The sequence below is a fragment of the Streptomyces sp. NPDC051018 genome (assembly GCF_044456085.1).
Taxonomy (GTDB): Bacteria; Actinomycetota; Actinomycetes; order Streptomycetales; family Streptomycetaceae; genus Streptomyces.
Window position 1 is genome coordinate 210,377 of sequence record NZ_JBITFN010000003.1, and the last position, 26,577, is coordinate 236,953.

The following is a 26,577-nucleotide window of genomic DNA, read 5'->3' on the forward strand; positions in this document are numbered from 1 at the left end:
GAGGGCGTCCGCGCACCCGCCCGCCGGCAACCGGCCCGGCTCGCGGACGGCCGTACGGCCCTGTGGGCCGGCCGCACCACCCTCCCGGGCGGGGCCGGGGCTCCCTCGGACTGGGCTTCGACACCTCGGACTTCGAACCGTCCGAATGAGGCGGCACGGCGAGGTGGCGCCGGGCGTCTCAGTGCCCTTCCGTTCGCCGCCCTTCGCCCTTCCGTTCAGTGCCCTTCCGTGAGCGCCCGGGCGATGGCCGAGACGTCCTGGTACTCGCGCCAGTGGACGACGCGGCCGTCCCGGACCCGGAGCACCAGAACGAAGGCCGCGGTCGCGCGGCGGCCGGTCGTGGTCACCCTTCCGCCGACCTCGTACTCGGCGACGATCACCTCGGGATCGGCGGTCTGACGGACCGTGACGTTACGGAACTCGTCGAACCGGACGGGCAGAGCACTTCTGCCCGCCGCCGTGAACGCGGCGACTTCCTCGCGTCCGACGATCCGGCGGGGCCCGCCCGGCGGGGCGAACGGCAGGTCGACGATGACGTCTTCGGCGCAGAGGTCCCCGCTCAGGCCCACCGCCCCGGCCAGCACGTTGGAGCGGAATCGCTCGAAGACCTGGAGCGGGCTCAGCGCCGGTGCGACATCGGCGGCCTCGGGCATGGCGATCCCCTTCGACGACAACCCCATAACATGAGTGACGACTCGGGAACGAAAATATGAGTCGCTGCTCAGGTTGTCAACGAAGGGCCGGCACCGCCGTGACGCACTCCCCCTCCCCCGCCGATGCGGGCAGGCCGCTGCGCGCCGACGCACAGCGCAACCGGGCCCGCATTCTCGCCGCCGCCGAGGCGGTGTTCGCGGAGAAGGGGCCGTCCGCTTCCACAGAAGAGGTCGCGGAACGCGCCGGGGTGGCGATCGGCACCGTCTTCCGGCACTTCCCGACCAAGAAGGACCTGCTCACGGCCATCATGAAGAACCTCCGGCAGCGCCTGACCGATCAGGCCGACGCGCTGACCGCGAACGGAGACCCTGCCACCGCCCTGTTCACCTTCTTCGCCTCCCTGGTCGAGCAGGCGGCGGCGACCAGGACCGTGGTCGAACTGCTGACGCGGACCGGCGTCGAGATCCGCCCCGACGGGCCCGTCCGAGACCTGGAACAGGCCCTTCACACTCTCTTGTCCCAAGCCCAGCGAGCCGGCGCCGTCCGCCCGGACATCACGGTGGCCGAGGTCGGCGCGCTCCTCACCGCAGCCTGCCACGGCACGCTCAACGGCGGCTGGGACGAAGACCTCCGGCACCGGACCTTGTCGATCTTGTTCACCGGAATGCGCACCCCGCCGGACGCGGCAAGCGCCTCAGCCGAGTAGCGCCGGGCGACCGCCCGCCGTCCGCCTTGTCCGCGTCCTCCTCCGTGTCCGCGTCCTCCTCCGTGTCCGCGTCCTCGTCCGAGTCCGCCAGGACCTGATGACAGGTCATCGTGGGCCCTTGGGTGCCTGACTCCGGGGGCGCCACAGGCTCTCCCGTCCGGGGCAGAAACCACGTCAAGCGCAGACATCCTCGAAGGAAGGCTCGAACGAGGGGGCAGACAAGCGATACGCGGCCGGGGCCAGGGCCCGTCACATCCGTGCCGCGCGAGGAGTTCGGCCCCAGTCGATCGACCGCACCCGACGCACCCGCCGAACGGCAGTCGTGCGACCGATGTACCGCCCCCGGCCGGCGCCCGGAGACTCGTGTCGCGGTGGACGTCCCGCCGCACCTCACCGTTCGATCGCCTCGGTGCCCGGTGCGTTGGCCGGTGAGATACGAACCTCGGGAAGGGCAGCGACATGAGTGAGCAGGCACGTCCCGTCTTCGATGCCTCGGAGACCGTCCTGGCACTGATCGACTACCAGGACGGGGTGCTCGACCTGGTCTTCGAGCAGGACCGGAGGGTCATCGAACTCAACACCCGCTATCTGGCGAAGTTCGCGAAGGCCATCGGCGTTCCGGTGGTGCTCAGCACGGTCGGCGTCGAGATGGGCGTCAACGGGCCGACCATCGAGAGCATCCGGGCCGAGCTGTCCGATGTCGAGGAGATCGACCGGTCCCAGATGAACGCCTGGGAGGACTCCGCCTTCGTGGACGCGGTCAGGGCGACCGGCCGCGGGAAGGTGGTGATGGCGGGAATCGTCACCTCGGTGTGCCTGGCCTTCCCCGCGGTCGACGCGATCGCCGACGGGTACGAGGTCGCTTTCGTCGCGGACGCGGTGGGTGACGCGACCAGGGAGATCCACGACACCGCGGTGCTCCGGCTCGTACAGGCGGGGGCGGTGCCGGTGACGACGATCGCGCTGATGGCCGAGTGGTTCCGCGACTGGAAGTCGCCGCTCGCCGCCGCCGCCCGGGAACTGTGGGTGCCCTACAAGGAGGAGTGGGCGGCCCTCAAGCGCAACCCTGAGTTCGTGGAGCCCAAGGGCCTGGTGTGACGGCCCCCGGAACGCGGGTGTGATGTGGCGCGCGGGCCCGAGTCCGTATGCCTTCCGGGCAGCGCCTGCCACGGGCCCGCGCACCCTCGTCGGAGCCGCCGGCTTCAGTCCTCGCCTCGGCGACGCCGTCGCCCGCCGGTTCCCCGTGCTCCTCGTGCCGGTGCCGGACCCGGGCGAGGACTGACGACCGGCACGGCATCCGCCGCGGACGGCGGGTGCTCATACGCCGCCGTCCGGCGCGTCCAGCGCGTTGAGGGCGTCCCGCAGCGCGGCCCGTGTGGTGATGCCGAGTTTCGGATACACCTTGTACAGATGGGCGCCGACGGTCCGGTGCGAGATGTAGAGCCGCTCCCCGATCTGTTTGTTGCTCAGACCGGATGCCGCGAGGTGCGCGATCTCCAGCTCCTGTGGCGTCAGCAGGCGCTGGGCGGCTTCGGGCCGGGTCGCGCGGCCGGCCGCGCGCAGCTCCGTGCGGGCTCGCTCCGCCCAGGGCGCGGCGCCGAGCCGGGAGAAGACGTCCGCGGCGGCCGTCAGCGGTGCGCGGGCCCGTCCCTTGGCGCCGGTACGCCGCAGCCGTTCGCCGAGCGCCAGCCGGATCCGGGCCGCCTCGAACACCCAGCGGTCCGCGTCCGGCGCCGACAGGGCCCGTTCGAAGTGGACGACGGCCTCGTCGTCCGGAGCGCACAGCCCGGCCCCGCCCTCGACCAGCATCGCGTAGCGGTCCGAAAGGCGGGCGATGTCCAGCTCGCGCAGGGTCCGCAGATGTGCGGCCGCCTCCGCCTCGCGGCCGGTCCGTACGGCCGCTTCGATCAGGTCGTAGGCACCCCACAGCGCGTGTGCCGCATAGGGCGCCAGAGTCCCGGCCGGAGTGAGTGCCGTCGCATGGCGGTACGCGGACTCGTAGTCGCCGGCGCCCAGTGCGACCAGCGTCCGCGCCTGGTGGGCGAAGGCGACGGCCGCGCCGACGCCTCGTCTCGTCCCCCAGCGCACCATCCGTTCGGCCAGTGCTTCCCCGGCCTCGGTCTCGCCCCGGGCGCCGTGCAGCAACGCCTGGTTGTACTGGAAGCACCAGGCGAGGAACGGGTGCCCGGCATCGCACAACACCTGTCCCTCGTGGGCCAGTTGCCGTGCCTCCTCCCACTCGCCGGTCAGGAAGTCCTCCATGCACAGATGCATCAGGACAGCCAGGTGCCGGCGGGCCGGTCCACCGCCGTCCCGCCCCTGACGCACCAGCTCCCGGAGCCGGTCGCGCAGTTCGCCGACCCGGTCGACGTAGACCATCGCGGTCGCTCCGCGGACCAGGACCGCCGGATCCGCCGTCCGGCGCAGTACCTCACGGACCGCGTCCAGGCCGGGAAGGGCCGCGGTGCCGGTGCGCGCGGGGTCGGGGAGGGTACGGGCGGCCATCGCCAGCACCGGCGGCGCGGCCGGTTTGAGGCGGCCCACGGTGTCGGTGAACGGCGCCCACGGTTCCTCCCGCCCGCTCCACCAGCAGACCAGCTGCAAGGTGTGGAGTGCGTCGAGCAGTGCGGGATCCGCCGCGTCATAGACCGGTCCGGCCGCTTCGATCGCACCGACCAGCATTTGGTGCGCGGCGCCCGGGCCGGCTTCGGTGTGGAGGAGGACGTACGCCGTCGCGGCCGCCGCGTACAAGGCGGCGCCCGAGCCGGGATCGGCGCTCCGTACCTGCCGGAGCAGGTCGGCGGCGCCCGTGATGTCACCGATCGTTTCGGCGCGCAGATACGCTGCCTCGGCCAGCCGCCGGGCACGGTCGCCGGCCGCCGGGCTGAGATCGGCGGCCCGGGTCAGGGCGGCGACGGCGCCGATCGCGTCGCCTCGACCGAGTACCAGGTGTCCTGCCTGTTCCAGGAGTTGTGCCACGGGTTCGGCCGGTTCGCACGCCGCCTCCGCCAGATGCCGGGCCCGGCGTTCGGGGTGGTCGCCGAGGGCTTCGGCGAGTGCCAGGTGCGCGGCGCGGCGCTCGGCGATCGTGGAGGCCTCGACGATCGCCGAGCGGACGAGCGGGTGGCCGAAGGTAAGGCGCCGGGCGGCGCTGTCCGTCCCGACCAGGCGTTCCTCCTCCATGGCGGCGAGGTGCGCGAGGACCGCGGCGCCCGGTCCCGCGGCGTGGTGCAGGACGCGGAGGTCACCGGTGCCCTCCAGCGCGGCGAGCAACAGCAGCCGCCGCGGGCCTTCCGCCAGGGCGGTGACACGGGGGACTAACAGTGCGCGCAGACGCTCGCCGAGGGGCAGCACGGCGGGCAGTTCCTCCAGCGCGGTCTGCTGCCGTTCACTGAGTCCGGCCGGCAGCTCCAGCAGGGCGAGCGGATTGCCGCGGGCCTCGGCCGCCACCCGCGACCGGACCCCCGCGGCGAGAACCGGGTACCGTGCGGCGAGCAGCAGCCGTGCCGAGTCGTCGTCGAGCGGCCCCAGTTCGAATCCGTACAGGCCGCTGTGGTCGAAGACGGTCTCCGCACCGCTGCGGGAAGCCCCGAGGAATCCGACCCGGCCGCCGGACAGACGGCGGGCGACGAAACCGAGGACCACGGCGCTGGCCCGGTCGAGCCGGGGCAGGTCGTCGACGACCAGGAGCAGCGGCGCCTCGGCCGCGACCCGCCGCAACAGGGCCAACGTGGCATTCACCAGAATCAGCTGGTCCGGCGCGGGGCCGGGACCGATGCCGAGCGCGACCAGGAGTGCCTGGCGGTACGAGGACGGCAGGCGTTCGATGTCGTCGACCACGGGCAGCAGGATCTGATGCAGCGCGGCATGGGGCACATCCGCCTCGAACTCGACGCCGTCGGCGCGCAGAACCCGGGTCCCGGACGCGCGCACCGCCTCGGCGACGGCGTCGAGCAGTGCCGTCTTGCCGACACCGGCCTCACCGACCACGTGCAGGCCGCGGCCGGACCCGCCCTCGAAGTACTCGCACACCCACCGCACGTCCTGGATGCGGCCGACGATCCGCGACCGCCGACTCCACGGTTCGCTGTCACTCATCGCTCGCGCCTGCCTCGCTTCCGCTGGTCCGTACACGCGGCGGGGCCGGTGTGCGTACGGGGTGTGGTCCCGTTCCGTCCTGCGGCGGGGGAATCGGTGGGCGGACCGACGGCGCCACGGCCCGCACTCCGTCGACGGGAGTGCTCCCGGCCCGTACGACTGCCGGGGGGGTCCCTCGCCGCACCGGGTGCGGCCCACCGGCCACCGGCCCATCGGCCCGGGTGACGGTGGGTCAGCCACTCCTGCCGTAGACACTCCTGCCGCGGGTCGAGTCCGGGAACCGCCTGCGACCCGGCACCGGCCGACCTTTCCTTGACGCGTCAAGGAAAACAGAAACTCCTTGACGCGTCAAGCATTTCCGGGGCGGGCGCCACGCTAGCTCCTTGACGAGTCAAGGAGCTACAGTCATTCCATGCCCGCCGACCAGCAGCCGCTCCAGCCCCTCACCGCGTCCGAGGAGGCGTTCACCCGTGAGCTGAGCCGCGTCATGCTGGCCCTGCCACGCGCGGTCGACGCCGACATCACGCGGGAAGCCCGGCTGCCGCTGTCCGAGTACACGCCCCTGATGCATCTGTCCGAGGCGCCGGGAAGAGCGATGCGGATGAACGAGCTGGCCGCCGCGTGCAGTCTCACCCTGAGCGGGATGACCCGTGTCGTGACCCGGCTGGAGAGGCAGGGCTGGGTGGAGCGCACCAAGTGCGATGAGGACAAGCGAGGCTGGAATGCCGTACTGACCGACTCCGGCCTCGCCCGGCTCGAACGCGCCTGGCCGACCTTTCTGTGGAGCGTACGACGGCATCTGGTCGACCACTTCGACGGCCTTGACCTTCCCCGGCTCACCGCCGCGCTCCGGCAGGTCGCGACCGCCTCATCCGTGCGCGGCTGACCCGCCCCGCCGACGCCGGCCGGCGCGGCCCGCTGCCGCCGGGCATGCCGGGCTCCGGCTTCCCGGGGCGGTGTGCCGCGCCCGCTCCACAGCCCGGCCAGTCCGTCGGGGCGTCGGGGCGTCGGGGCGTCGGCTTCAGGCTGCCGTACGGTCCCCCGGCGGCGTCGAGGCTCCGGCTCGGGTGGCCGACGAGACCCAACCGGGCGTACCGGCCGGGACAGGACCTGAACAGGTCGACCGCGCGGGGCGGACCCCATCGGTGCGCGGCGACGCCACGGTGTTCCCGGCGCTCCGGGACATCGTCCCCGCTCCGACGTACTCCGCGTCCCGGCCGCGGGTACCGCTGTGGCGGCCGGTCCGGCGGGGCACCACGGCGAACGGCGATATCCCGTGCGCCCGGTGGCCCCGGAGCGTCCCCCGGCCGTGGCCCCGCCGGCCTCACGCGGATCGCCGGTCGCGGTGATCGCCCTCATCGCGCCCGGGACATTCGGGCCCTGATCGCGGGGAGCATGGGTTCCGGAGGACGCCCGCCGTGCCGCCGGCACCGCCGGGGACCCTCTGCACGGCCGGGGCGATCCGGGCACACAGTCGCGGGAGCAGCCACGAGCGTGCGGCGGCCTGTGTCGCCGCGGTGGTGACGGCCGCCGCCCCGCACGACGACGGGAACGGAAGACCTCTGCTGCTCATCGCCTGCCTCGCGCCGATCCGACCGTGTACGTGCACCGGCCTCGTCCGGCCCCGGAAACCGTCACGCACGACGGGAGTCGTCCCCGTGGCCGCCCGCGGCGAGCCGCATCAGATCGGTCGTGACGTCGACATCGCCGGCATCGTGTTCCGCCCGTGTGGCATGGCTGCCGAAACGGTGCTGGTATCCGGCCCAGGCGCCGTCGGCGATCGACCGGCCCACGCCCGCACGCAGCAGGAGCACCAGTTCGGTGGCCGCACGCTCGATCCGGCCGCCCAGCGCGCGGTCCGCCCAGTCCTCGGGCGCGGCGAAGAGGGAGGTCGGCACGGGAAGCGCGCGCAGAAAGGCGAACAAGGGCCGCAACTGCTCGTCGACCACCATGGCGTGCCGGGAGGTTCCGGCCGTGGCGGCGAGGATGACCGGGGTGGCGATGAGCAGATCGTCGTCGAGGACGTCGACGAAGGACTTGAACACCCCGCTGATGCCCGCCTTGTACACCGGGGTGCCGGCGATGACGGCGTCGGCGGCGGCGAGGCGCTCGAAGGCCGCCCGGAGGCGTTCACCGGGAAAGCCGGAGACCATCGCCCGGGCGATGTCGACGGCGAGCGGACCGAGTTCGATCACCCCGACGCTCGCCTCGGTGCCGGCGGCGCTCAGCAGGTCCACGGCCCGCTGCGCCGTCCGGTCCGCGAGCAGCCGGGTGGACGAGGGTTCGCTCACTCCGGCGCTGACGACGACGAGACGCACGGGTGCGTCCGGCCCGGCGGCGGGCTGTGGGGCGGGGCTCGCATTCACGTGCGGGTTTCTCTCTTCGTCTCGGGGTGTGGTGTCGCCGCCCGGCGGCTGCGCCGCCGACGTGCCGCGCTCACACGGCCTGCGGGAAGACGGCCTCGACGGACGGGTCGCTGTCCTGGTACGGAGACGCTCCGGAGAGGTTGTCGCCGCGGTTGGGGTTCGGGCGCGGTCGGCGCGGCTCGGCTTCGCCGTACTTCCGCCTCACCAGGGCGGCGTGTGTGGGGGCGTCGGGCACGCCGGGCGCGCGCCTGGCCGCCATCTCCTTGCGGAGTACCGGTACGACCTCGCCTCCGAGCAGTTCCACCTGTTCGAGCGCCGTCTCGACGGGCAGGGCCATGCCGTCCAGCGCGAAGAGCTGGCGCTGGTAGTCGCCGAAGCCCTCCCGGAACGTGAGGACCTTGTCGATGACCTGCTGGGGGCTGCCGACGGTCAGCGGGGTGCGTGCCATGTAGTCGTCGAGCGAAGAACCCTTGAACATCGGGTACTCCTCGAAGTACGGGCGGAAGGCGTCGACGGCGTCCTGGGAGCGCCGGGCGATGAACGCCTGCCCCCCGAGGCCCACGATCGCCTGTTCCTTCGTACCGTGCCCGTAGTGCTCGAAGCGGGTGCGGTAGAAGTCCACCAGCGGCTTGAAGTGCAGATTCGGCGCCAGGATGTGGTTGGCGAAGTACCCGTTGCCGTAGTAGGCGGCCTGTTCGGCGATCTCGGGCGTACGGATCGAGCCGTGCCAGACGAAGGGCGGTACGTCGTCCAGGGGGCGGGGTGTCGAGGTGAAGCCCTGCAGCGCGGTGCGGAACTCGCCTTCCCAGTCGACCACGTCCTCACGCCACAGCCGGTGCAGCAGGTTGTAGTTCTCCAGGGCCAGGGCGACCCCCTTGCGGATGTCCTTCCCGAACCACGGGTAGACGGGCACGGTGTTGCCGCGCCCCACCATGAGATCGAGCCGCCCCTTCGCCACGTGCTGGAGCATGGCGTAGTCCTCGGCGAGCTTCACCGGGTCGTTCGTGGTCACGAGCGTGACCGAGGTACTGAGGACGATACGCCCGGTCAGCGCCGCGATGTGCGCGAGCAGGGTGGTCGGCGACGACGGGATGAACGGGGGGTTGTGGTGCTCCCCCAGCGCGAACACGTCCAGGCCGACCTCGTCCGCCCGTTGAGCGATGCGCACCACGTTGGCGATCCGCTCCGCCTCGCTCTGGGTGTAGCCGGTGACCGGGTCGGGGGCGATGTCGCCGACCGAGAAGATGCCGAATTGCATGGTGTCCGCCCTTCGCGGCTGTCCATCGGATACGGGTCGTCCCCGCCGGAACGCTGGCCGGGCGGGTTCAGGAGCACGCGCGTCCGCGCTTCAGCCAGGCCGCGAACCGGACGGCACGCCGGGCCTGGAATTCCATCGAGGCGAGTTCCACCTCGCCGGGCGGCTCCTCGCCGACGGCGGCGACATGCCCGGAGCCGTACGGAGTGCCGGACCGGAACTGGATCGGGTCCGTGTAGCCCGGCGCGACGATCACACAACCCCAGTGGTAGAAGGTGTTGTTGAGTGCCAGGATCGTCGACTCCTGGCCGCCGTGCCGGGTGCTGGTCGCGGTGAAGGAGGAGGCCACCTTGTCCGCCAGCAGCCCTTCGGCCCACAACGGCCCTGTGGTGTCGATGAACTGCTTCATCTGCGACGCGGGCAGCCCGTACCGGGTCGGCGCCCCGAAGAGGAAGACGTCCGCCCACGACAGATCGTCGTGCGTCGCCTCCCTGACGTGCTGGGTGACCTCCCGGTGGGCCGACCAGCCGGCGTTGGCGGCGATCGCCTCGGCGGGGGCCAGCTCGGGCACCTTGCGCAGCCGTACTTCGGCTCCGAGTTTCTCGGCGGCGGTGGCCGCGGCCTTGGCGAGGGCGAACACGGTCCCGGTCGCCGAGTAGTAGATCACCGAGACATTGACCGGAAGGGGCAGGTCTTCGCTGATGTCGTCCATGATCGCTCCGGTTCTTGGCAGGGGTCGGGAACCGTGGGGCGGCTTCGACCCGCGGCACGCTCCCAGCCTCGGGCCCCCGGCGCCCTCCTCGCATCGGTCATCCGACTGCCCGTCCGACCCCCTGCCGCGGACCGGTCATCCGACTGAACTCCCCTCCCGCCAGGGCCTCCTGCCCCTGCTCGGCGCGGGGGCCGGCCGTGGCCGGTGGTCCGTACCGCCGCACCGGGGGCCGCCGACGGCCCGGCCGCGCGGAGCGAGGTGCGCGAACGGCTGGACGGGACGCCGCACTCGACGTACTCCCGGCAGCACCGCTTACGGGCGGGGGAAGGCCCTCCGAACACCCGGGCGGCCGACGCCGTACGCGGCGCGCCGGGACGCGACGCACCCGGCGGCCCCGGGTTTTCGGCGCCGCTCTCGAAGGCATCGCTCTCGGCTCAGCCGGCCCCCGAACGACGGCACGAACGGACGGCTGCTCCGGGTCTGTCGACGGATGCCGATGGTCCGCCTGCCCCGCAGGGGGCGATCACAGGGCGCCGGACAGGTGTTCACGCGCTCGTGCGACCGGTGGAGCAGTCCCGTACCTCCGGATGTCCCAAGCCCCGTATGACCGGACGGTGGGACTCACGCCTTCCGTGTGTCGGTCGGACGCCCGTGCCGCCTTCTGTGATCATCCTGACTCCGGTGGTGGACGTGTCACCGTGAGCCGGAGGCGGATGATGAGCGGGGACCGGAAGCATCCCGGGCAACGTGTTCCGGTCCGGCCGGCCGCCGTGTTCCTCATGGTGTGCGCGCTGCTCGCGGCGGCCTGCTCCACCGGTTCCCCGGTCCCCGGACGGTCTCGGCGCGAGCGGGCTGTGCCGGCCTCCTCACAGCATCCGCCGCAGTGCCGCCGCACGTTCGTCGGGGTGGCGCACCCGGACGACGACATCTTCTTCGTCAACCCGGAGATCCGGCGGACCATCCGCGCCGACTGTCCGGTCGACACGGCCTATCTGACCGCCGGGGACGGCGGGAAGAAGAACCACCGGGCTGCGGTGGCCTACGCGGACAGCCGGGAGTACGGAGTCAAGGCGGCCTACGCCGAGACGGCGGAGGCCGCCAACCGCTGGGACCGGGCGGATGTGCGGGTGGACGGGGTGACCGTACGCTCGTACCGGCTCGCCGACCGCGGCCGGACCACCGACGTCCGGCTCACCTTCCTCGACCTCCACGACGGTCTTCCGAACGGCAGCCAGGCGAACAGCCTGCTGCGCCTCTTCGAGGGGAGCCGGCCGAGCATCACGGCTTTCCGCGGCGATGCCCGGTACACCGAACCCCGGCTCCTCGCCACCCTGGCCGCGCTCGTCGGACTGAGCCGGGCGGAACGCATCCTCACCCTCGACCACGACAACGCCTCCTTCGCCTTCGCGCTCAGCGGCGGAGTCGACCACAGCGACCACGGCATCGGCGCCCGGTATCTGCGCCGCACCGGCTACGCGCTCGGTGTCCCCGTCACCGCCTACCTCGGCTACACCATGTCCCAGCTGCCGGCGAACCTCACGCCCGGACAGGAGGCCGAGAAAAACGAGGTGGCGCGCTGGTACATCGCCAGCCGCGAGTGCCACGGCACCGGGATCTGCACGATGCCAACACCCTACGAAGGCCCCCTGCAACGGGACTGGAGCCTGTGGGTCCGCCGCCAGTACCGGCAGATCCACCGGGATCCGCGACCGGGAGAGATCATCGGCGACATCGGCCGCACCACCCACGCCACCGGCGCGGACCCCGCGCAGTGTCTCGACGCCGGGACCGCGGCCCCGGACGCCTCGGTCCGGATCCACGGCTGCGACGGATCCGGATCCCAGAGATGGGACCTCTCGCACGACGGCACGATCAGACCCCGCTCCGGCCCCTCCCTCTGCCTCACCGCCGTCGGCAAGGCCGCCGCACTGAGGCCGTGTGCCACCGGCGTCCCGGATCAGACCTGGGTCCGTGAGCCGTGGAGAGCCGCGACTTGGAAGCGGACCGCCTGGCGGCTCCAGGGGGCCGGACGGCGTTGTCTGTTCCAGGACGACCGCGACCTCCCCGCCGACTGGGACGCCCGGAACCGGACCAGCCCCCGGCTGACCCTCTCCGACTGCGGCACCACGCCCCGCCCCGAGCTCTACTGGCGCTGGAAGGACTGACACGCTGCCCCGCCCGGCCCGGCCCGGCGACCCGACGGCCCCCGAACCACGGTCCGCGGCGGTCCCGGCGCGGGCCATGCCGATCCGGCCCCGGGGAGCGGAGCGACCTGCCCGGGGAGCGGCCGGACACCTCGTACGCCCGGAGCACACCACGCGGCGCGCACTGCTCACATGACGTCAGACCGTTTCGGTGATCTTCCGCGGGCCTGGGGATGTTGCAGCGCTGGCGAGGGCGTCGACCCGGTGGAATCTCCCTGCGACCACTCAGCGAAACGCCTTCGAAAGGGTCTCCATGCGCCCCGCTCTCAGCCCCGCCGTCCTCGCCGAGTTGCGCCGGCCGCGCTCCTATCCGGCGGTGTCCATCGTGATGCCCACACACCGCCGGGAGCCGGACAACGCACAGGACCCGGTGAGGCTGCGGAACCTGATGGCCGAGGCGAGGGAGAAGATCGAGGCCGATCCGGAAGTCTCCCGCGCCGGACGGAGTGATGTGCTGACGCAGCTCGACCACGCCCTCGACGAGGTCGATCTGGTGCACGCCGAGGACGGTCTGGCGATCCTCGCCGCGCCCGGCGAGTACCAGGTCTGGTCGTTCGGGCGTACCGCACCCGCCAGGGTGGTCCTGTCCGACACCTTCCTCACCCGGAACCTGGTCGCGGCGCAGGCCGCCGAACGCCCCTACTGGGTGCTGGCCGTCGCCGCCGACCGTGTGGTGCTCTGGGACGGCGGCCGAGAGCGTGTCACGGAGGTGTCCGGGCACGGCTTCCCGCTGGTACGCGCATCCGCCGAGCCCGATCCCCAACGCCAGGAACGTATCGGCGACTCCCCCAGCACGTTCCGCGACAAAGAGACCAAGACCTTTCTGCGGGGGGCCGACACCGGCATCGGCAAGGTGCTCACCGCGGACCCCCGCCCGCTGTACGTGGTCGGCGACGCCGCCGCTCTCGCGCTGCTGGATGCCGTGGGCTCGATCGCGGAGGCGGCCACCGAGCAGATCTCGCACGGCGGCCTCGCCCGGGCCGGTGCCCAGACCGTCCACCAGGTGGTCGCGCCCGCTGTCCGCGCCCACGCCGCTGACGAGGTCGAAGGCGCCCTGGCCGGGCTCGACCGGGCCCGCAGCCGTCAGGAGTTCGCCGCGGGCCTCGACGAGGTCTGGCTGGCCGCCGGGGAAGGCCGCATCGACCATCTGGTGGTCGAGGAGAACCTCCGCACCACCGTCCGCGACGACGGCGAGCACCTCGTCCCCGCCGAGGACGACCAGCCGGGGGCCCGTGAGGACATCGTCGACGAGGTGATCGAGCGCGCCCTCGGCACCGGCGCCAAGGCCACCTTCGTACCTGACGGCACGCTCTCCGGCCATCAGCGGATCGCCGCCGTCCTGCGCCACTGAGCGGCCTTCAGGCGGACGCGGACCACACCCCTGTCACGGTCCGGGCCGCACCGCCGGAGTGCGGCCCCTCTCCCGGCGTGCCTGCCGGGCGGTGGATCAGCGGCCGGTCGAGCCGTCGATCAGTTCGCGGAGGATGTCCGCGTGGCCCGCGTGACGGCCGGTCTCCTCGATCATATGGGTGAGTGCCCAGCGGACACTGGGGGCGGGGTGGTCCGGCCGCGGCCGGGGGACCGGTGCGCCGAGGTCGGTGCACCGGTCGAGCACGTCGTTCGCACGCTCGACCGCTTCCCGGTAGCGGGCCACGACATCGGCCACGCTGTCCGTCGGCGGGGCCCGGAAGGTCGCTTTCCAGTCGGTGACGTCGTCCCCGAGAAACAGCGAGCGCTCGACGGAGGTCAGATGGGTGAGCAGGCCGAGCAGATTCGTGCCCGACGGCACCGCGGCCGTTCGGACCTGTGGTTCGGGAGCGCCGTCGACCTTCGCGGCGATCGAAGTCCGGAGGTAGCCGAGGAATCCGCGCAGGACCTCGCTCTCGCTGTTTCCGCTGCGGGGCGGCGGGGTGTCGCGGCGCCTGCGGGGCGTGGTGCTGGGCACAGGGGCTCCTTGCCTTCGGGGAACCGGCCGCCCGGTCAGGCGGTGCGGCGGATATGGAGGACGTGGTCGGTGACCTCGGCGGTGCGCCCGCCCGGGCCCGTCGCGATCCGGCGGGGTGTACCGGCCCGCTCGATGGTCCATGTGGCCGGGTCCAGACCGATGTCCGCGGCGACCTCCCGGGGGCTCGGGTACCGGACGCCGGGATCCCGGTTCCACGACCACGGCGCTGCCGAGCCGTGGTCGGCGACCAGCAGCCGTCCGCCCCGGCGCAGCGCGTGTGCGGCCGTACGCAGGACGGCTGCCCGGTCCAGGCCGAACGGGGTGTGCAGGTAGTGGGCGCAGATCAGGTCGAATCCGCCGGGCGGAAAAGACTCGTGCACATCGTGCCGTACGGCCGTGACGCGCTCACCCAGACCCTGTGAGCGGGCGAGGGCGGCGAGCCGTTCGACCGCCACGGCCGAGATGTCGGCGGCGGTGACGTGCCACCCCCGGCGGGCGAGCCACAGCGCGTCGCCGCCGTCGCCGCATCCGAGATCCAGCGCGTCACCGGGCGGCAGGCCCGTCACCGCCTCGGTGAGGCGGACATTCGGCTGCGGGCTGACGGCCTCCGGCCGGGCCGCGTAGACGCCGTCCCAGAACGCGACCGCATCGGTGGTGCTCATCCGGACTCCTTGTGTCGGCTATGCGCCCAGTCTTGGGAGCCGCCCGGGATTCGGCACGGGATCTTGCGGTTATGGCAAGCTGAGCCGATGGATCACCGGACGGACGACGACGACGTGCTCGACGCGGTCGGGCCCCGGCTTCGGGCGATACGCCGAGACCGTGGCATCACCCTTGCCGGCCTCGCGGCGACGACCGGCGTCACGGAGAGCACACTGTCCCGGCTGGAGAGCGGGCAGCGCAGGCCGAGCCTGGAGTTGCTGCTGCCGCTGGCCCGTATCTACGACGTTCCGCTCGACGACCTCGTCGGCGCCGCGCGCACCGGCGACCCCCGGATTCACCTCAAGCCGCTCAGTCGGTTCGGCATGACCTTCGTGCCCCTGTCCCGGCGGCCGGGCGGCGTGCACGCCTTCAAGATGATCATCCCTGCCCAGCCGGAACCGCCGGCACCGACCCTCCGGACGCACGAGGGCTTCGAATGGCTCTATGTGCTCAACGGTCGCCTGCGGCTGGTACTGGGCGAGCGCGACCTGACGCTGCCTCCCGGGGAGGCCGCGGAGTTCGACACCTCCTTGCCGCACTGGCTGGGCAGCGCCGACGGCGGCGCCGTCGAACTTCTCATCCTGTTCGGCCTGCAAGGGGTACGGGCGCATGTGCGCGCTGAGACTCATCGGTCGTCGCGGGCCGGGAACCAGCGGTGACGGGCCTCGGCGGCCCGGCGGCCCGGGCCGCCCCTCCGGCGGGGAAGGGCCCTGCGGCCCCGAGCGCCGACCGCTGAGTGGCGCTCTGGGCGGGGAGACCCAGCCGGTCCGGGCACCTGGTCCGGCGATCGGCTCCACGGCGCCCCGACGGTCAGGAACGGTTCTTCCTCTCGACCGGTCGGGGGCCGGTACGAGGACGCGTGCGCGGCCCCTCAGTCGAGACAGAACTCGTTGCCCTCGATGTCCTGCATCACCACGCACGCATCGTGGCCGTCATACAGGAGGCGCACACGGACCGCGCCGAGCGGGACCAGTCGTGCGCACTCGGCCTCAAGCGCGGCGAGGCGCTCTTCACCGACGAGCCCGGTACCGACCCGCACATCAAGATGCAGCCGGTTCTTGGCGGCCTTGCCTTCGGGAACGCGCTGGAAGAACAGCCGGGGGCCCTCGCCGGAGGGATCGGTGCAGGCGAACCAGGAATCCCGCTGCTCAGGCGGCTGCGAGTCCTTGAAGTCCTCCCAGGTGGCAAACCCCTCCGGAGGCGGTGGTACGACGTACCCCAACACCTCGCACCAGAAACGGGCGAGGCGCTCGGGTTCCGCGCAGTCGAAGGTGACCTGGAACTTCTTGATCGACGTCATCAGGCCACCTTACGGGCGACCTCAGACGACCGCACCGGCACCTCGGCCGCGTCCGAACCTCCTCCGCCGGCGGGCCGTGACCTGTTCGTTTCGGTGGAGGGCCGCGGACGCGGTGATGTCATTCACGTGCCGCTGGGACGGGAGACCGGTCGTGTTACGGGCCATCCTCCCAAGCCGTCACGGTGCCGGTCCACGGGTCGTAGTATCCGGCGCGCACCGACTCAACACCGACGATCCGGGTCAGGGTCCTCGCCACGGTGCGTTCCCGGCCCGCGGTGCACGCGAACGTCACGGAGCAGGCCGTGCCGTCGTCACGGCGACGGTAGGTCAGGGAGCCGATGTCCACATTCCGCGACTGGAGGGCCGTCACGATCCGAAGCAGTACGGACGACGATGAAGGCGCCCCGACCAGGACCTCGGCAGCGCACCAGACGTGGGCAGGGTGGTACGCCCCCGACGAAAGAACGCTCACCGCGGTCGGCCGGGTTCTGCGCCGTGCCGGGCCGTAGCGGACCCATACCGCCCGGTCCGGACGCGTCCGATGTCCTCGCCGCCAGGAGCCGGGACCGGCAGCCCGGCCACGGCGCGACGACGGGTGACGGGCAGCCGTTCGACGAGCTGTCGGACGGCGGCCGGGACTCCGTCCGGCGTCGGCCGCGGTCGTCCGCTGCCGGAGTGGACTCGGTCAGGGAAGTGGCCGGTGTCGGCGGCGGCTTGAGTCACGGCCCGTCCTGGGACCCGATGACGCCGGCGCCGATGACGGCGATGTCGGCGGTGGCACTCATCCGGACAACCTCCACGGGAGCCGGGCAGGACCCACTCCCGCCTCGGGCCCCAGCATCGCGGACGGAAGACCACGGGTTCGAGCGACCGGGATTGAATCCTCGGCCACTCGGCTTCGACACTTGTTGAGGGTTTCCCGGCCGGGCCGGCCGTGGCCCTCGTGGGCACCCGGCCGCGCAGCCCGCCCGGGTGCCGGCGGGTGGACGAGTAGACCGGACCCGTACAACCGGTCCAGGTCCACCGGGTGCTCCGCCCGGCCGGCCGGGTCGTGGCGACGTCCACGCCATCACCGCGTACCGATGGAGCGTGGAGCACCGTTGCACACAGTGCACCGGTGTGGCGGACCGGGGAACGGTCCTTGGGCGGCACACGGCGGGACGGAACCGAGCGCCGATGGTTTTTTACCCGGAGACGGCACTCCCCCGCTCACGGCCGCCGTCCGGCAGCGGTGGCCGCCCCGCACCTCACCGAGGACGCGCTCGCACGGGGCGGACGCGGCTGGCGGAGGCGGTGGCGTCAAGTCGGCACAGCGGCTCATCCTGGCTGGTCAACGGCCTGATACCGCATCATCGCCACCGAGGGTGGGTGCCGGTGACAGGGGACGGGCCGGGGGCCTTCGCGGGCGGAGCCGCCGCCCGGACGGTCAGGGGAACCCACACAACCCGACCACAGGCATCACGTAAAACCCCTTCCCGAATCTGACGGTACGTCATATTGTCACGTCCACCCGCCCCCCCGTAAGCCCTCCGTCGAGGAGACACCGTGGGAGAACCGCACCCGATGCCCACACCACCACCGAAACTCCGAGCCACCGACCTGACCCGCAGCTTCGGCCGCGGCTCCACCGCGGTGAACGCCCTGGGCCCCGTGGACCTGTCCATCGCCCCCGGTGAGTTCACCTGTGTCGTGGGGCCCTCCGGCTGCGGGAAATCCACCCTGCTCAGAATCGCCGCGGGGCTCCTGCGCCCCTCCACGGGCGAGCTGGAGATCCGTACCGCGTCCCCGAGACCGGCCGCGATGATCTTCCAGGACTACGGCATCTACGACTGGAAGACGGTCCTCGCCAACGTCCGCTTCGGCCTGGACATCCAGCGCGTGCCCCGCCGCGAGGCCAATACCCGCGCCGCCGACTGGCTGGCCCGGATGGGACTCGCCGACTTCGCGGACGCCTACCCCGCCGCCCTCTCCGGCGGGATGCGCCAGCGCGTGGCCATCGCCCGCGCGCTCGCCGTGGAACCGGAGATCCTGCTCATGGACGAGCCGTTCGCGGCGCTGGACGCCCAGCTCCGCACCATCCTCCAGGACGAACTCCTGGAGCTGACCCAGACCACCAGGACCACCACCCTGTTCATCACACACAGCCTGGAGGAGGCCATCGTGCTGGGCGACCGGGTCCTGGTGATGTCGGCGCGGCCGGGCCGTATCATCGCCGAGCGCCACCCCCCGTTCGCCCGCCCCCGCTCCGGCGAGGTCCGTTCGGCACCCGAGTTCACCTCGCTGAAGAGCGAACTGTGGGAGCTGCTGCGCGGCGAGGTACGCGGAGAGGCGGTGGCCGCATGAGCACCGACCTGGACAAGAAGTCCACCGCCGGGGGAACCGGCCGGGGGGCCGCCCCGGACCGGGCGCACGCCGGCGCCGCGACCGAACAGCTCCTGGTCCGCCGGCCCGGCCCCCAGGAACTCCATCCCGTACGCACCTACCGCCGACGCCGCGCCCTGGAACTCTCCCTGGCCGTGGCCGTCCCCCTGTTCCTGGTCCTGATCTGGCAACTCGCCGCCGCCCAGGGCTGGATCGACGACCGGATCTACCCCGCGCCGAGCACGATCCTCGCCGACGGCTGGGAGCGCGCCGGAGACGGCGAGCTGTGGCCGGACGTCTGGGCGACCCTGAAGCGGGTCCTCGGGGGCTATGCCATCGGTACCGGCGCCGGATATCTGCTGGGTCTGCTCATGGGCTCGCTGTCCCTGGTCAGGGCAGCGCTGGAACCACTCCTCGACGCTCTGTACGTCGTACCCAAACTGGCCCTGCTGCCGATCTTCCTCAACATGTTCGGCCTGGGCGAGGGCCCCCAGGTCGCGCTGGTCGCGGCCACGGTGTTCTTCTTCGTCTGGATCTCCACGATGGCGGCCGTGATCGCGGTGCCGGACGGGCACCGGGACGCGGGCCAGGTCTTCGGGGCGTCCCCCTGGCAGATGTTCCGCCATGTGCTGCTGCCCGCTTCGCTGCCGGCCGTCCTGGTGGGCGCGCGGATCGCGGCCGGTGTCGCGGTCCTGGTGATCGTCGCCTCCGAGCAGATCGCGGCCACCAACGGCCTCGGTCATCTGATCTTCGACTCCCGGGCGCTGTTCCAGAACGACGTCATGTTCGTGGGCATCGTCTGTGTGGCCGTCCTCGGCGTCATCTTCTCCGAAGTCGTACGGATCGCCGGGCGGCTGCTCACCCCATGGGCCCCGCGCGACCGCGGCCGCGGCCAGTCATGACACACCTTTTCTTGTACGGATTCATGTACGGAGGCAGTATGCGCACGCGCACCACCGTGCTCGGTCTGCTGGCCGCGGGCTCCTTGCTCGCGTCGGCGGGCTGCGCACAGCAGGACGACACCTCCTCCGGTGCGGCAAAGCCCCGTACCGTCAAGGAGGTCGCCGGATGTACGTCCGGCTGGACCGACCCGGCCGTCCTGACCGCGGACCGCAAGCCCGCGCGCTGCGACAAGGGCGCGCCCGCCCCGCAGCCGCTGGCCAAGAAGAAGAAGCTGACGATCGTCTCCGGAACGCTCAGCGCCGAGTACGCGGCCCCCCTGGTGGTGGCGGCGGAGAAGGGCGAGTTCGCCAAGGAGAACCTGGACGTCGAGCTGAAGGTGCTGCCGACCCCGGACGCGCTGCCGCTGCTGGCCAAGGGCGATATCGACGCGCAGTGGGCGGCGCCCGAAGCCGCCGTGCTGAACGGTATCAACGGCGGCTTCGACATCCGCTGGGTCGCCGGCAACTTCTCCCCGGACCCCGCGTCCAAGAGCGGCCTGTGGGTACGTCTCAAGGACGGGGAGAGCGCCGACCACGTACCGATGGCCGGACGCAAGATGGGCACCATGATCGGCAAGGGGTCGGTCATCGCGTATCCGATGAACACGGCCCTGAAGAAGCACGGCGGCGGCCTCGACAAGATCCAGTTCCAGCAGCTCGGTTCCGCCGATGTCCTCACCGCCATGCAGAACGGCGGTGTGGACTCCGCGTGGCTGCTGGACCCGGTGTGGCGCAAGGTCGACGGCGACCCGAAGTACGCCTTCCTGGGCGGCCAGCCGCCCGGTGAGCCCCTGGGCGGCCTGCTCTTCGGCCCGAAGCTCCTCAACGACGACGTGGACGCGGGCGTGGCCCTGCTCCGGGCGTACATCCGCACCGTGAACACGTACTTCGCCGGTGACTACAAGAAGGACGCAGCCTTCCTCGACGAGCTCTCCCGGCTGCTCAAGACCGACAAGACGGTCCTGAAGTCCACCCCGTCGCTCCGGATGGACTGGGAGATCCGGGGAGGCACCATCGACCGCCTCCAGGAGGCGTACCGCGACGCCGGTGTCTCGGAGGGTGACCCGATCCCGGAGTCCAGAACCGTGAATCGCTCCCTGTACGAGGAAGCCGTCGGACACAAGAAATAGCCGTTGGACACGGGGAGTCATCGCGAAACGCGACCGCACCCACGGCAAGGGCCCGGAAGCCAGGCTTCCGGGCCCGTCCGCCGGAAATGCGCCGTACTCGTGTGGCCCGGTGATCTGCAAGCCACCCTCCGGGGCCGCGCCCGCCGGCGCGCGGCGGAGGGGCCCGGGGCGTCTACAGGACGTGCGCCGCGCCGGCGGTGGCCCGGATGGGCAGATCGCCGTCGCGCAGACGCCGGCCGCCGCGTCCGTTGTCCACCGCGACAAGTTCGGCGAGGATCGACAGCGCGCTCTCGGCGAGTGACGCCCCGCCGAGGTCCAGACCCGCCGGGCCTGCCAGCCGGTCCAGGCCCGGGGCGTCGGCCAGGCGCCGCAGACGCTGTCCGTGGGTGGCCCGGCTGCCGAGCGCGGCGACGTATCCCGCGGGGCCCGCCAGAGCGACGCGAAGGGCACGGTCGTCGATCCGCGGGTCGTGGCTGAGTGCGACGACCGCGTCGCGGGCGCCGAGCGGATGGCGGGCGATCCACTCGTCGGGCCAGGTACGGACGGCCTCGACGGCGCCGGTGAAGGCCCCGGAGGCAATGTGGCCGGGCCGCGGGTCGAGGACGACGACCTTGCGGTGCAGATTCCCGGCCAGGTCCGCCAGGACCGCCGCGAGATCCGTCGCGCCGACCAGCAGCAGTCGCGGCCGGCCCCCCAGTTCCCCGATGAACGCGGGTCCGGTGCCGGAGAGTTGACCGACGGTGGCCGCCGTCGACCAGCTGTGGGGCGGCCTCAGCCCGACCCGCACGGTGAGCGGACGGTCTTCGGCCAGGGCCGTACCGATGGCGGAGTGGACGGACTCGGGCGGCGCGGGCGTGATGAGTACGCGCAGTTCGCCGGCGCAGGCGGGAGCCTCCTCCCAGGGCAGGAGATCGTCGCCCGGTGACACCGCGGTCGTATGGGACGCGGCCCCCGCCAGCACGGAGCGGGCCGCCTCCAGGACGATGCCCTCGACGCAGCCCCCCGACAGCGAACCGCGCCACGTACCGTCCCCGGCGAGCGCCATCGTCGCGCCGAGCGGTCGCGATCCGGGACCGTCGCGGTCCACCAGAAGGGCCAGCACGACGGGCCGGCCCGCCCGGCGGTGGGCGTCGACGAAGGGCCACACCTCACGTAGCACATGTGCCTCCCGCTCAGTTCACCGGCCGGGTGGCGGGGGCGCCGGCCCGGCGACCGCAATCCCACGGCCCGCTCACCGCACGGGCCGCTCTTCGAGCACGCGGTCCGGACGGATGGGCAGCGTCCGCAGACGGCGCCCGGTGGCATGCCAGACGGCGTTCGCGATCGCGGCGGCGGTGCCGACGGTGCCGATCTCTCCGACACCTTTGATGCCCGACGGGTCGCCGGGTTCGTCATCGGGTACGAAGTCGGCTTCGACATCCGGTACGTCGGCGTGCGCGGCGATGTGGTAGCCCGCGAAGTCGCCGTTGACATGGCGGCCCGTGGCCCGGTCGCGGACGCCTTCCTCGTGCAGGGCCATCGAGAGTCCCATGATCATGCCCCCGACCAGCTGGCTGCGTGCGAGCAGCGGGTTGATCACCCGGCCCACGGCGAACATCCCCAGCAGCCGCCGCACACGCACCTCGCCGGTCGCCGGATCGACGGTCACCTCGCAGAACACGGCGCTGTAGGAGTGCCGTTCCATGGGGGGCAGTTCTCCCAGCGCCTGGGTGGTGTCGCAGGACACCGTGAACGGCCGTGCGGCACCGTCCGGCCGGGAGCGCACCTCGGCAGCGGCCCCGGTGATCGCCCAGGACCACGAGGTCGTCCCCCGGGACCCACCGGCGCTCCAGGCCGGACCGAGGTCGCTGTCCGCGATCAGCAGCCGAATCCGTTCCGGCTCCACGCGCAGCGCCTCGGCCGCCACCGCCGTCAACGCGGTACGTGCGCCCGTACCGATGTCGCTGGCGCCGACGGCCACGGTGTAGGTCCCGTCCGCCTCGGCGGTGATCGCCGCCGTCGAGGGCAGCGCCCCCGCTCCGAAGGACGTGGCCGCCATTCCGGTGCCGACGAGCAGACGTCCCTCGCCGCGCGTGCGCGGACGGTGGTCGCGCGTGGCCCAGCCGAACCGCCGGGCGCCCTCCCGCAGACACATGACGAGGTTGCGGCGGCTGAACGGCAGGCCGGACACGGGGCCGGCGGAGGGCTCGTTGCGCAGCCGGAGCTCAAGGGGGTCCATGCCCAGCCGTTCCGCCAACTCGTCCATGGCGGATTCCAGCGCGAACGAACCGGGGGTCGCGCCGGGACCGCGTACCGAGTAAGGCGGCAGGATGTCGAGAGGGACAGCGGTGCGCCGGGTACGGATCGCACGTGCCGCGTAGAGCGTGTTGGACAGCTCGGTGCAGTTCTCCAGATAGTCCGCGAGCTTCGAGACCTCGAAGGCCGCTGTGTGGTCGATGGCCCGCAGCCTGCCGTCCGCATCGGCGCCGATCACCACGCGCTGGTCGGTCGCGGGCCGCATCGAGACGGTCTGGAACACCTGGCTCCTGGTCAGGGTGACGCGTACGGGACGGTCGAACATCGTCGTGGCCATCACCGCCAGGACCAGCTGGGGGCCGCAGCCTCCCGATTTGGACCCGAAGCCGCCACCGACGTGCTGGGACCGTACGCGCACCTGCTTCGGGTCGAGGCGGAACAGTGCGGCGACCGTCATGGCTACCAGAAAAGGCCCCTGGTTGGAGTCGATGATCTGCAGGCGCTCGCCTTCCCACCAGGCGGTCGCGGAGTGCGGCTCCATCGCGGCGCCGTGCGCCTCGGGGGTGAGGTAGCGCTCGTCGACGACCACCTCGCTCGCCGCCAGTTCCCCCTCCACATCACCGACGGTGGCGTCCTCGCCGAAGAACGACGTCGCCGGCCGGGCAGCCGGATGTTCCAGGGAGAAATCCACGTCGTAGGGTTCCTCGTCGTACGTCACCCGCAGCGCCATGGCCGCCGACCGGGCCTGCTCCGCCGTCCGGGCCACCACCAGCGCGACCGGCCGGCCGGAGTGGGGGATCTCGTCGTTCTGGAGCAGGTGCATACCGCCGTCGGGCCCGAAGAACGAACCAGCTTCCGGGTTCAGCCGGGGCGCGTTGCGATGGTCGATCACCCCCAGTACTCCGGGCATGGCCAGCGCCGCACTGGCGTCGATCTCGCGGATGCGTCCGCGGGTCACCGTGGAGGTGAGAACCCAGCCGTGCGCCGCATCCCCGGCCGGCTCGTCCGCGGCGTAGCGCACCGCGCCGGTGACCTTGGCCGGACCCTCGATACGGGGCCGTGCCGTGCCGACGGCTCCCCGGTGCGGTTGCCTCGTGCCGGCGGGCGGGGCGGTGGTCCCGGCTGTGCCCGCTCCGGTGGCCGGGTGCCCGCCGGGTGACGGGGACGGGCCGGTCGGGGACGCGTTCATGTGCTGATCTCCTTCGGGACGGGTCACGGGACCGGTTCGTCACCCGTCGCGGTGGGCGAGTTCGGTCAGGACGGCCTCGATCAGATTGCGGGCGAGCGTGACCTTGTACGCGTTGTCGCGCAGCGGCCGCGCGGCGGACAGTTCCGCGTCCGCGGCGGCCCGGAAGCGCTCGGCCGTGGCCGGGGCGTCCGTGAGGGCGGTCTCGGCCACGCGGGCGCGCCAGGGACGCGAGGCGAGGCCGCCGAGTGCGATCCGGGCGCCCCGCACGATGCCCTCGTGGACGTCCAGAGCGGCGGCGACGGACACATTGGCGAAGGCGTAGGACGCCCGCTCGCGGATCTTGAGGTAGCGCGAGCGCGGGCTCGCCGCGGCGGCCGGGAGACTGACCGCGGTGATCAGCGCGCCTGCGGGCAGCGCCGTTTCGCGCTGCGGACTGTCGCCGACCGGCAGATAGAACTCGGACAGCGGGATCTCGTGGGCCGCGTCCAGGGTCTCGTAGTGCACGACCGCGTCGAACGCGGCCAGGGCCACGGCCATGTCCGAGGGGTGGGTGGCCACACAGTGGTCGGACCAGCCGAGGATCGCGTGGTTGTGGTGCTCTCCGGGGATCGCGGAACAGCCGCTGCCCGGGCTGCGCTTGTTGCACGGCTGTGAGCGATCCGCGAAGTAGCCGCACCGGGTCCGCTGCAGCAGATTGCCGCCCACGGTGGCCATGTTGCGCAGCTGCCCCGACGCGCCCGCCAGCACGGCCCGGCTGAGGGCCGGGTAGCGGCGGCGCACCTCGGGATGGGCGGCCAGGTCGCTGTTGGTCGTCGTCGCGCCGACGAGGAGTCCTCCGCCGGGCGCCTCGCGGACGCCCTCCAGCGGCAGCCGGCGCACGTCCACCAGGCGGGTGGGCGTCTCGATGCCGTCCTTCATCAGGTCGACGAGATTCGTTCCACCGCCGAGGAACCGGGCGCCGTCGTCGCCGGCGACCGCGGCGAGGGCGTCACGGACCCGCGTCGGCCGCCGGTAGCCGAACTCCCTCATCCCCTCACCTCCTCACGGGACGCCGTTTCCAGCACGGCACGGACGATCGACGGATACGCGCCGCACCTGCACAGATTGCCGCTCAGACGCTCGCGTACCTCCTCGGCGTCCAGCTCCGGAAACGGACCCTCGCGGCAGATGTCGGCGGTGACCGCGCTGGGCCAGCCCGCCGCGTGTTCGGCCAGCATCCCGACCGCGGAGCAGACCTGCCCGGGTGTGCAGTACCCGCACTGAAGACCGTCGAGCCGCACGAACGCCTGCTGCAGCGGATGCAGTTCACCCTCCCGCGCGAGGCCCTCGATCGTCGTGACGTCCGAGCCGTCGGCGGTGACCGCCAGCGTCAGACAGGACACCACCCGCCGCCCGTCCACCAGCACTGTGCAGGCGCCGCACTGCCCCCGGTCGCAGCCCTTCTTCGGCCCCGTGTGGTCCGTGTCCTCACGGAGCGCGTCCAGCAATGTCCTGCGATGGTCGACGGTCAGACGGTATGTCAGGCCGTTGACCCGAAGACCGATCTCGCTATGGGTTCCGTCCGTCATACCGCCAGTCCTTCCACCGTGCAGCGAATCTCCGAACAGCACCTCTCTCCAAGGCACCGGATATTCAACCAGTCCGCCGGAGAATCGCTTTGCACAAAGGCGGCGAAGCCTTGCACGATCCTCTCCGCCATTCCGCACGGGCTCGGGATTCCTCGTTTTCCGGACCGCTCCCGACCCGCGGTGCTTCAATCGGTCCCATGCTGCTGGACGAACTCCGCACTCTGCTGGCCCGTCACGCACGCGCCGACGGAACGACGGCCATCGAGCACGTCCTGATCGGCCGTGAGGAGTCACAGGAACCCCATGCGTCCATGACCGGTACGGTCATGGCACTGATCGCCCAGGGCGCCAAACGGCTCGCGCTGGGCGAGTACGTGTACGAGTACGGCCCCGGGCAGTATCTGGTCGCCTCCGTCGACCTGCCCGTCACCGGCCACTTCGTCGAGGCCACCCCTGCGCGGCCGGCGCTGGGTCTCGGCCTGCTTCTCCAGGCCTCGGACATCGCCGAGTTGATGTTGCGGTCCGCTGAGTTCAGCGGACCGCAGAACGGCACCGCGCCCCCCGCCCTCGCCGTCAGCGACGCCTCCGACGAGCTCCTCGACGCCGCCGTGCGACTGCTCCGCCTGCTCGACCGGCCACGGGACAGGGACATGCTCGCGCCCCTCGTCAAGCGCGAGATCCTGTGGCGCCTGATCACCGGCCGGCAGGGCGCGACGGTCCGCCAGATCGGTCTCGCGGACAGCAAGCTCTCCCATATCGCCAAAGCCGTGCAATGGATCCGGGAAAACTACCGGGAGCCGTTCCGGGTCGACGATGTGGCGGCGCTGACAGGGATGAGCACATCCGCCTTCCACCGGAATTTCCAGGCCGTCACCGGAACAAGTCCCATCCAGTTCCAGAAGAACATCAGACTCCATGAGGCCCGTCTCCTGCTGGCGGCCCATCCCAAGGACATCGCGCATATCGGAAATCGCGTGGGATACGACAGCCCGTCCCAGTTCAGCCGGGAGTACCGTCGTCTCTTCGGCGTCTCACCCCGTCAGGACGCGATGCGCTTCACGGCGCGCGGGGCCGGCGACGGGGAGTGACCGGCGGGACCAACGGCCACCGGGCCGGGCATGACCGTCCTCGCGGAGTAGGGGGAGCCGAAAGGCCCGTCACCTCCGCACAGACCGGGGCACAGCGCCGCGGCCGCGGTTGACGCCCCGGCT

22 protein-coding genes are annotated in these 26,577 nt (G+C 72.0%); 10 read left to right on the forward strand and 12 right to left on the reverse strand.

Features of this window, described 5'->3' with window-relative positions; translation table 11 throughout:
- Positions 1-215: 215 nt before the first annotated feature.
- Entirely contained in the window at positions 216-674 is a 459-nt protein-coding gene (locus ACIBCM_RS07300; RefSeq protein WP_399240974.1) for a nuclear transport factor 2 family protein, read from the reverse strand.
- Positions 675-751: 77 nt separating this feature from the next.
- Between ACIBCM_RS07300 and ACIBCM_RS07305 the strand changes: the two genes are divergently transcribed.
- Together ACIBCM_RS07305 and ACIBCM_RS07310 are read left to right on the forward strand one after the other, a co-directional pair.
- Entirely contained in the window at positions 752-1,360 is a 609-nt protein-coding gene (locus ACIBCM_RS07305; RefSeq protein ID WP_399240975.1) for a TetR/AcrR family transcriptional regulator, read from the forward strand.
- A gap of 459 nt (positions 1,361-1,819) precedes the next feature.
- Positions 1,820-2,458, forward strand: coding sequence for an isochorismatase family protein (locus ACIBCM_RS07310; RefSeq protein ID WP_399240976.1), 639 nt, complete (start codon positions 1,820-1,822; stop codon positions 2,456-2,458).
- A gap of 219 nt (positions 2,459-2,677) precedes the next feature.
- Here the strand turns inward: ACIBCM_RS07310 and ACIBCM_RS07315 are convergent, their stop codons facing one another.
- Positions 2,678-5,458, reverse strand: a complete 2,781-nt coding sequence (locus tag ACIBCM_RS07315; protein WP_399240977.1) for an AAA family ATPase — start codon at positions 5,456-5,458, stop codon at positions 2,678-2,680.
- A gap of 412 nt (positions 5,459-5,870) precedes the next feature.
- Between ACIBCM_RS07315 and ACIBCM_RS07320 the strand changes: the two genes are divergently transcribed.
- Positions 5,871-6,344 carry a MarR family winged helix-turn-helix transcriptional regulator gene (locus ACIBCM_RS07320; protein WP_399240978.1) on the forward strand — a complete coding sequence of 158 codons (474 nt, stop codon included), beginning with the start codon at positions 5,871-5,873 and terminating at the stop codon, positions 6,342-6,344.
- A gap of 748 nt (positions 6,345-7,092) precedes the next feature.
- Here the strand turns inward: ACIBCM_RS07320 and ACIBCM_RS07325 are convergent.
- The 3 genes from ACIBCM_RS07325 to wrbA all read right to left on the reverse strand — a co-directional run bounded on the left by ACIBCM_RS07325 (position 7,093) and on the right by wrbA (position 9,791).
- Positions 7,093-7,824: a CE1759 family FMN reductase gene (locus ACIBCM_RS07325; protein ID WP_399240979.1), complete on the reverse strand. Its 732-nt coding sequence runs from the start codon at positions 7,822-7,824 to the stop codon at positions 7,093-7,095.
- 70 nt (positions 7,825-7,894) lie between these two features.
- Positions 7,895-9,082, reverse strand: a complete 1,188-nt coding sequence (locus ACIBCM_RS07330) for a CE1758 family FMN-dependent luciferase-like monooxygenase (RefSeq protein WP_399240980.1) — start codon at positions 9,080-9,082, stop codon at positions 7,895-7,897.
- 67 nt (positions 9,083-9,149) lie between these two features.
- Complete coding sequence (wrbA, locus tag ACIBCM_RS07335) at positions 9,150-9,791, reverse strand: NAD(P)H:quinone oxidoreductase (protein WP_399240981.1); 642 nt, start codon at positions 9,789-9,791, stop codon at positions 9,150-9,152.
- 905 nt (positions 9,792-10,696) lie between these two features.
- Here wrbA and ACIBCM_RS07340 point away from each other — a divergent pair.
- On the forward strand, positions 10,697-11,956 hold the full coding sequence (locus ACIBCM_RS07340) for a ricin-type beta-trefoil lectin domain protein (protein ID WP_399240982.1): 1,260 nt from the start codon (positions 10,697-10,699) through the stop codon (positions 11,954-11,956).
- Positions 11,957-12,248: 292 nt separating this feature from the next.
- Positions 12,249-13,346 carry a chemotaxis protein gene (locus ACIBCM_RS07345; protein WP_399240983.1) on the forward strand — a complete coding sequence of 366 codons (1,098 nt, stop codon included), beginning with the start codon at positions 12,249-12,251 and terminating at the stop codon, positions 13,344-13,346.
- 96 nt (positions 13,347-13,442) lie between these two features.
- Here ACIBCM_RS07345 and ACIBCM_RS07350 read toward each other — a convergent pair whose 3' ends face one another.
- Together ACIBCM_RS07350 and ACIBCM_RS07355 are read right to left on the reverse strand one after the other, a co-directional pair.
- Positions 13,443-13,940 carry a DinB family protein gene (locus tag ACIBCM_RS07350; RefSeq protein WP_399240984.1) on the reverse strand — a complete coding sequence of 166 codons (498 nt, stop codon included), beginning with the start codon at positions 13,938-13,940 and terminating at the stop codon, positions 13,443-13,445.
- 35 nt (positions 13,941-13,975) lie between these two features.
- The gene (locus ACIBCM_RS07355) at positions 13,976-14,602 is read right to left on the reverse strand and encodes a class I SAM-dependent methyltransferase (RefSeq protein WP_399240985.1); all 627 of its coding nucleotides are present in this window, start codon (positions 14,600-14,602) and stop codon (positions 13,976-13,978) included.
- A gap of 87 nt (positions 14,603-14,689) precedes the next feature.
- Here ACIBCM_RS07355 and ACIBCM_RS07360 point away from each other — a divergent pair, with 87 nt between their 5' ends.
- Positions 14,690-15,301 (forward strand): helix-turn-helix domain-containing protein, encoded by a 612-nt coding sequence (locus ACIBCM_RS07360; RefSeq protein ID WP_399240986.1) that lies wholly within the window; start codon positions 14,690-14,692, stop codon positions 15,299-15,301.
- A gap of 212 nt (positions 15,302-15,513) precedes the next feature.
- On the opposite strand, the gene ACIBCM_RS07365 is transcribed toward ACIBCM_RS07360, so the two are convergent.
- Positions 15,514-15,942: a VOC family protein gene (locus tag ACIBCM_RS07365; protein ID WP_399240987.1), complete on the reverse strand. Its 429-nt coding sequence runs from the start codon at positions 15,940-15,942 to the stop codon at positions 15,514-15,516.
- Positions 15,943-17,505: 1,563 nt separating this feature from the next.
- On the opposite strand from ACIBCM_RS07365, the gene ACIBCM_RS07370 reads away from it, so the two are divergent.
- The 3 genes from ACIBCM_RS07370 to ACIBCM_RS07380 are packed head-to-tail and all read left to right on the forward strand — an operon-like array spanning position 17,506 to position 20,374.
- The gene (locus ACIBCM_RS07370) at positions 17,506-18,285 is read left to right on the forward strand and encodes an ABC transporter ATP-binding protein (RefSeq protein WP_399241269.1); all 780 of its coding nucleotides are present in this window, start codon (positions 17,506-17,508) and stop codon (positions 18,283-18,285) included.
- The gene (locus tag ACIBCM_RS07375; RefSeq protein WP_399240988.1) at positions 18,282-19,205 is read left to right on the forward strand and encodes an ABC transporter permease; all 924 of its coding nucleotides are present in this window, start codon (positions 18,282-18,284) and stop codon (positions 19,203-19,205) included. Before ACIBCM_RS07370 ends, ACIBCM_RS07375 begins: the two co-directional genes overlap by 4 nt.
- A 38-nt stretch (positions 19,206-19,243) precedes the next feature.
- A complete protein-coding gene (locus tag ACIBCM_RS07380; RefSeq protein ID WP_399240989.1) occupies positions 19,244-20,374 on the forward strand; it encodes an ABC transporter substrate-binding protein in 1,131 nt (376 codons plus the stop codon).
- Between the two features lie 172 nt (positions 20,375-20,546).
- On the opposite strand, the gene ACIBCM_RS07385 is transcribed toward ACIBCM_RS07380, so the two are convergent.
- From ACIBCM_RS07385 to ACIBCM_RS07400, 4 genes are all read right to left on the reverse strand, one after another.
- On the reverse strand, positions 20,547-21,533 hold the full coding sequence (locus tag ACIBCM_RS07385; RefSeq protein WP_399240990.1) for an XdhC family protein: 987 nt from the start codon (positions 21,531-21,533) through the stop codon (positions 20,547-20,549).
- A 72-nt stretch (positions 21,534-21,605) separates the two neighbouring features.
- Positions 21,606-23,798, reverse strand: coding sequence for a xanthine dehydrogenase family protein molybdopterin-binding subunit (locus ACIBCM_RS07390; protein ID WP_399240991.1), 2,193 nt, complete (start codon positions 23,796-23,798; stop codon positions 21,606-21,608).
- 39 nt (positions 23,799-23,837) lie between these two features.
- On the reverse strand, positions 23,838-24,827 hold the full coding sequence (locus tag ACIBCM_RS07395) for an FAD binding domain-containing protein (RefSeq protein ID WP_399240992.1): 990 nt from the start codon (positions 24,825-24,827) through the stop codon (positions 23,838-23,840).
- A complete protein-coding gene (locus ACIBCM_RS07400) occupies positions 24,824-25,366 on the reverse strand; it encodes a (2Fe-2S)-binding protein (RefSeq protein WP_399240993.1) in 543 nt (180 codons plus the stop codon). Before ACIBCM_RS07400 ends, ACIBCM_RS07395 begins: the two co-directional genes overlap by 4 nt.
- 197 nt (positions 25,367-25,563) lie before the next feature.
- Here ACIBCM_RS07400 and ACIBCM_RS07405 point away from each other — a divergent pair, with 197 nt between their 5' ends.
- Positions 25,564-26,454: an AraC family transcriptional regulator N-terminal domain-containing protein gene (locus tag ACIBCM_RS07405; protein ID WP_399240994.1), complete on the forward strand. Its 891-nt coding sequence runs from the start codon at positions 25,564-25,566 to the stop codon at positions 26,452-26,454.
- The last annotated feature ends 123 nt before the right edge of the window (positions 26,455-26,577 follow it).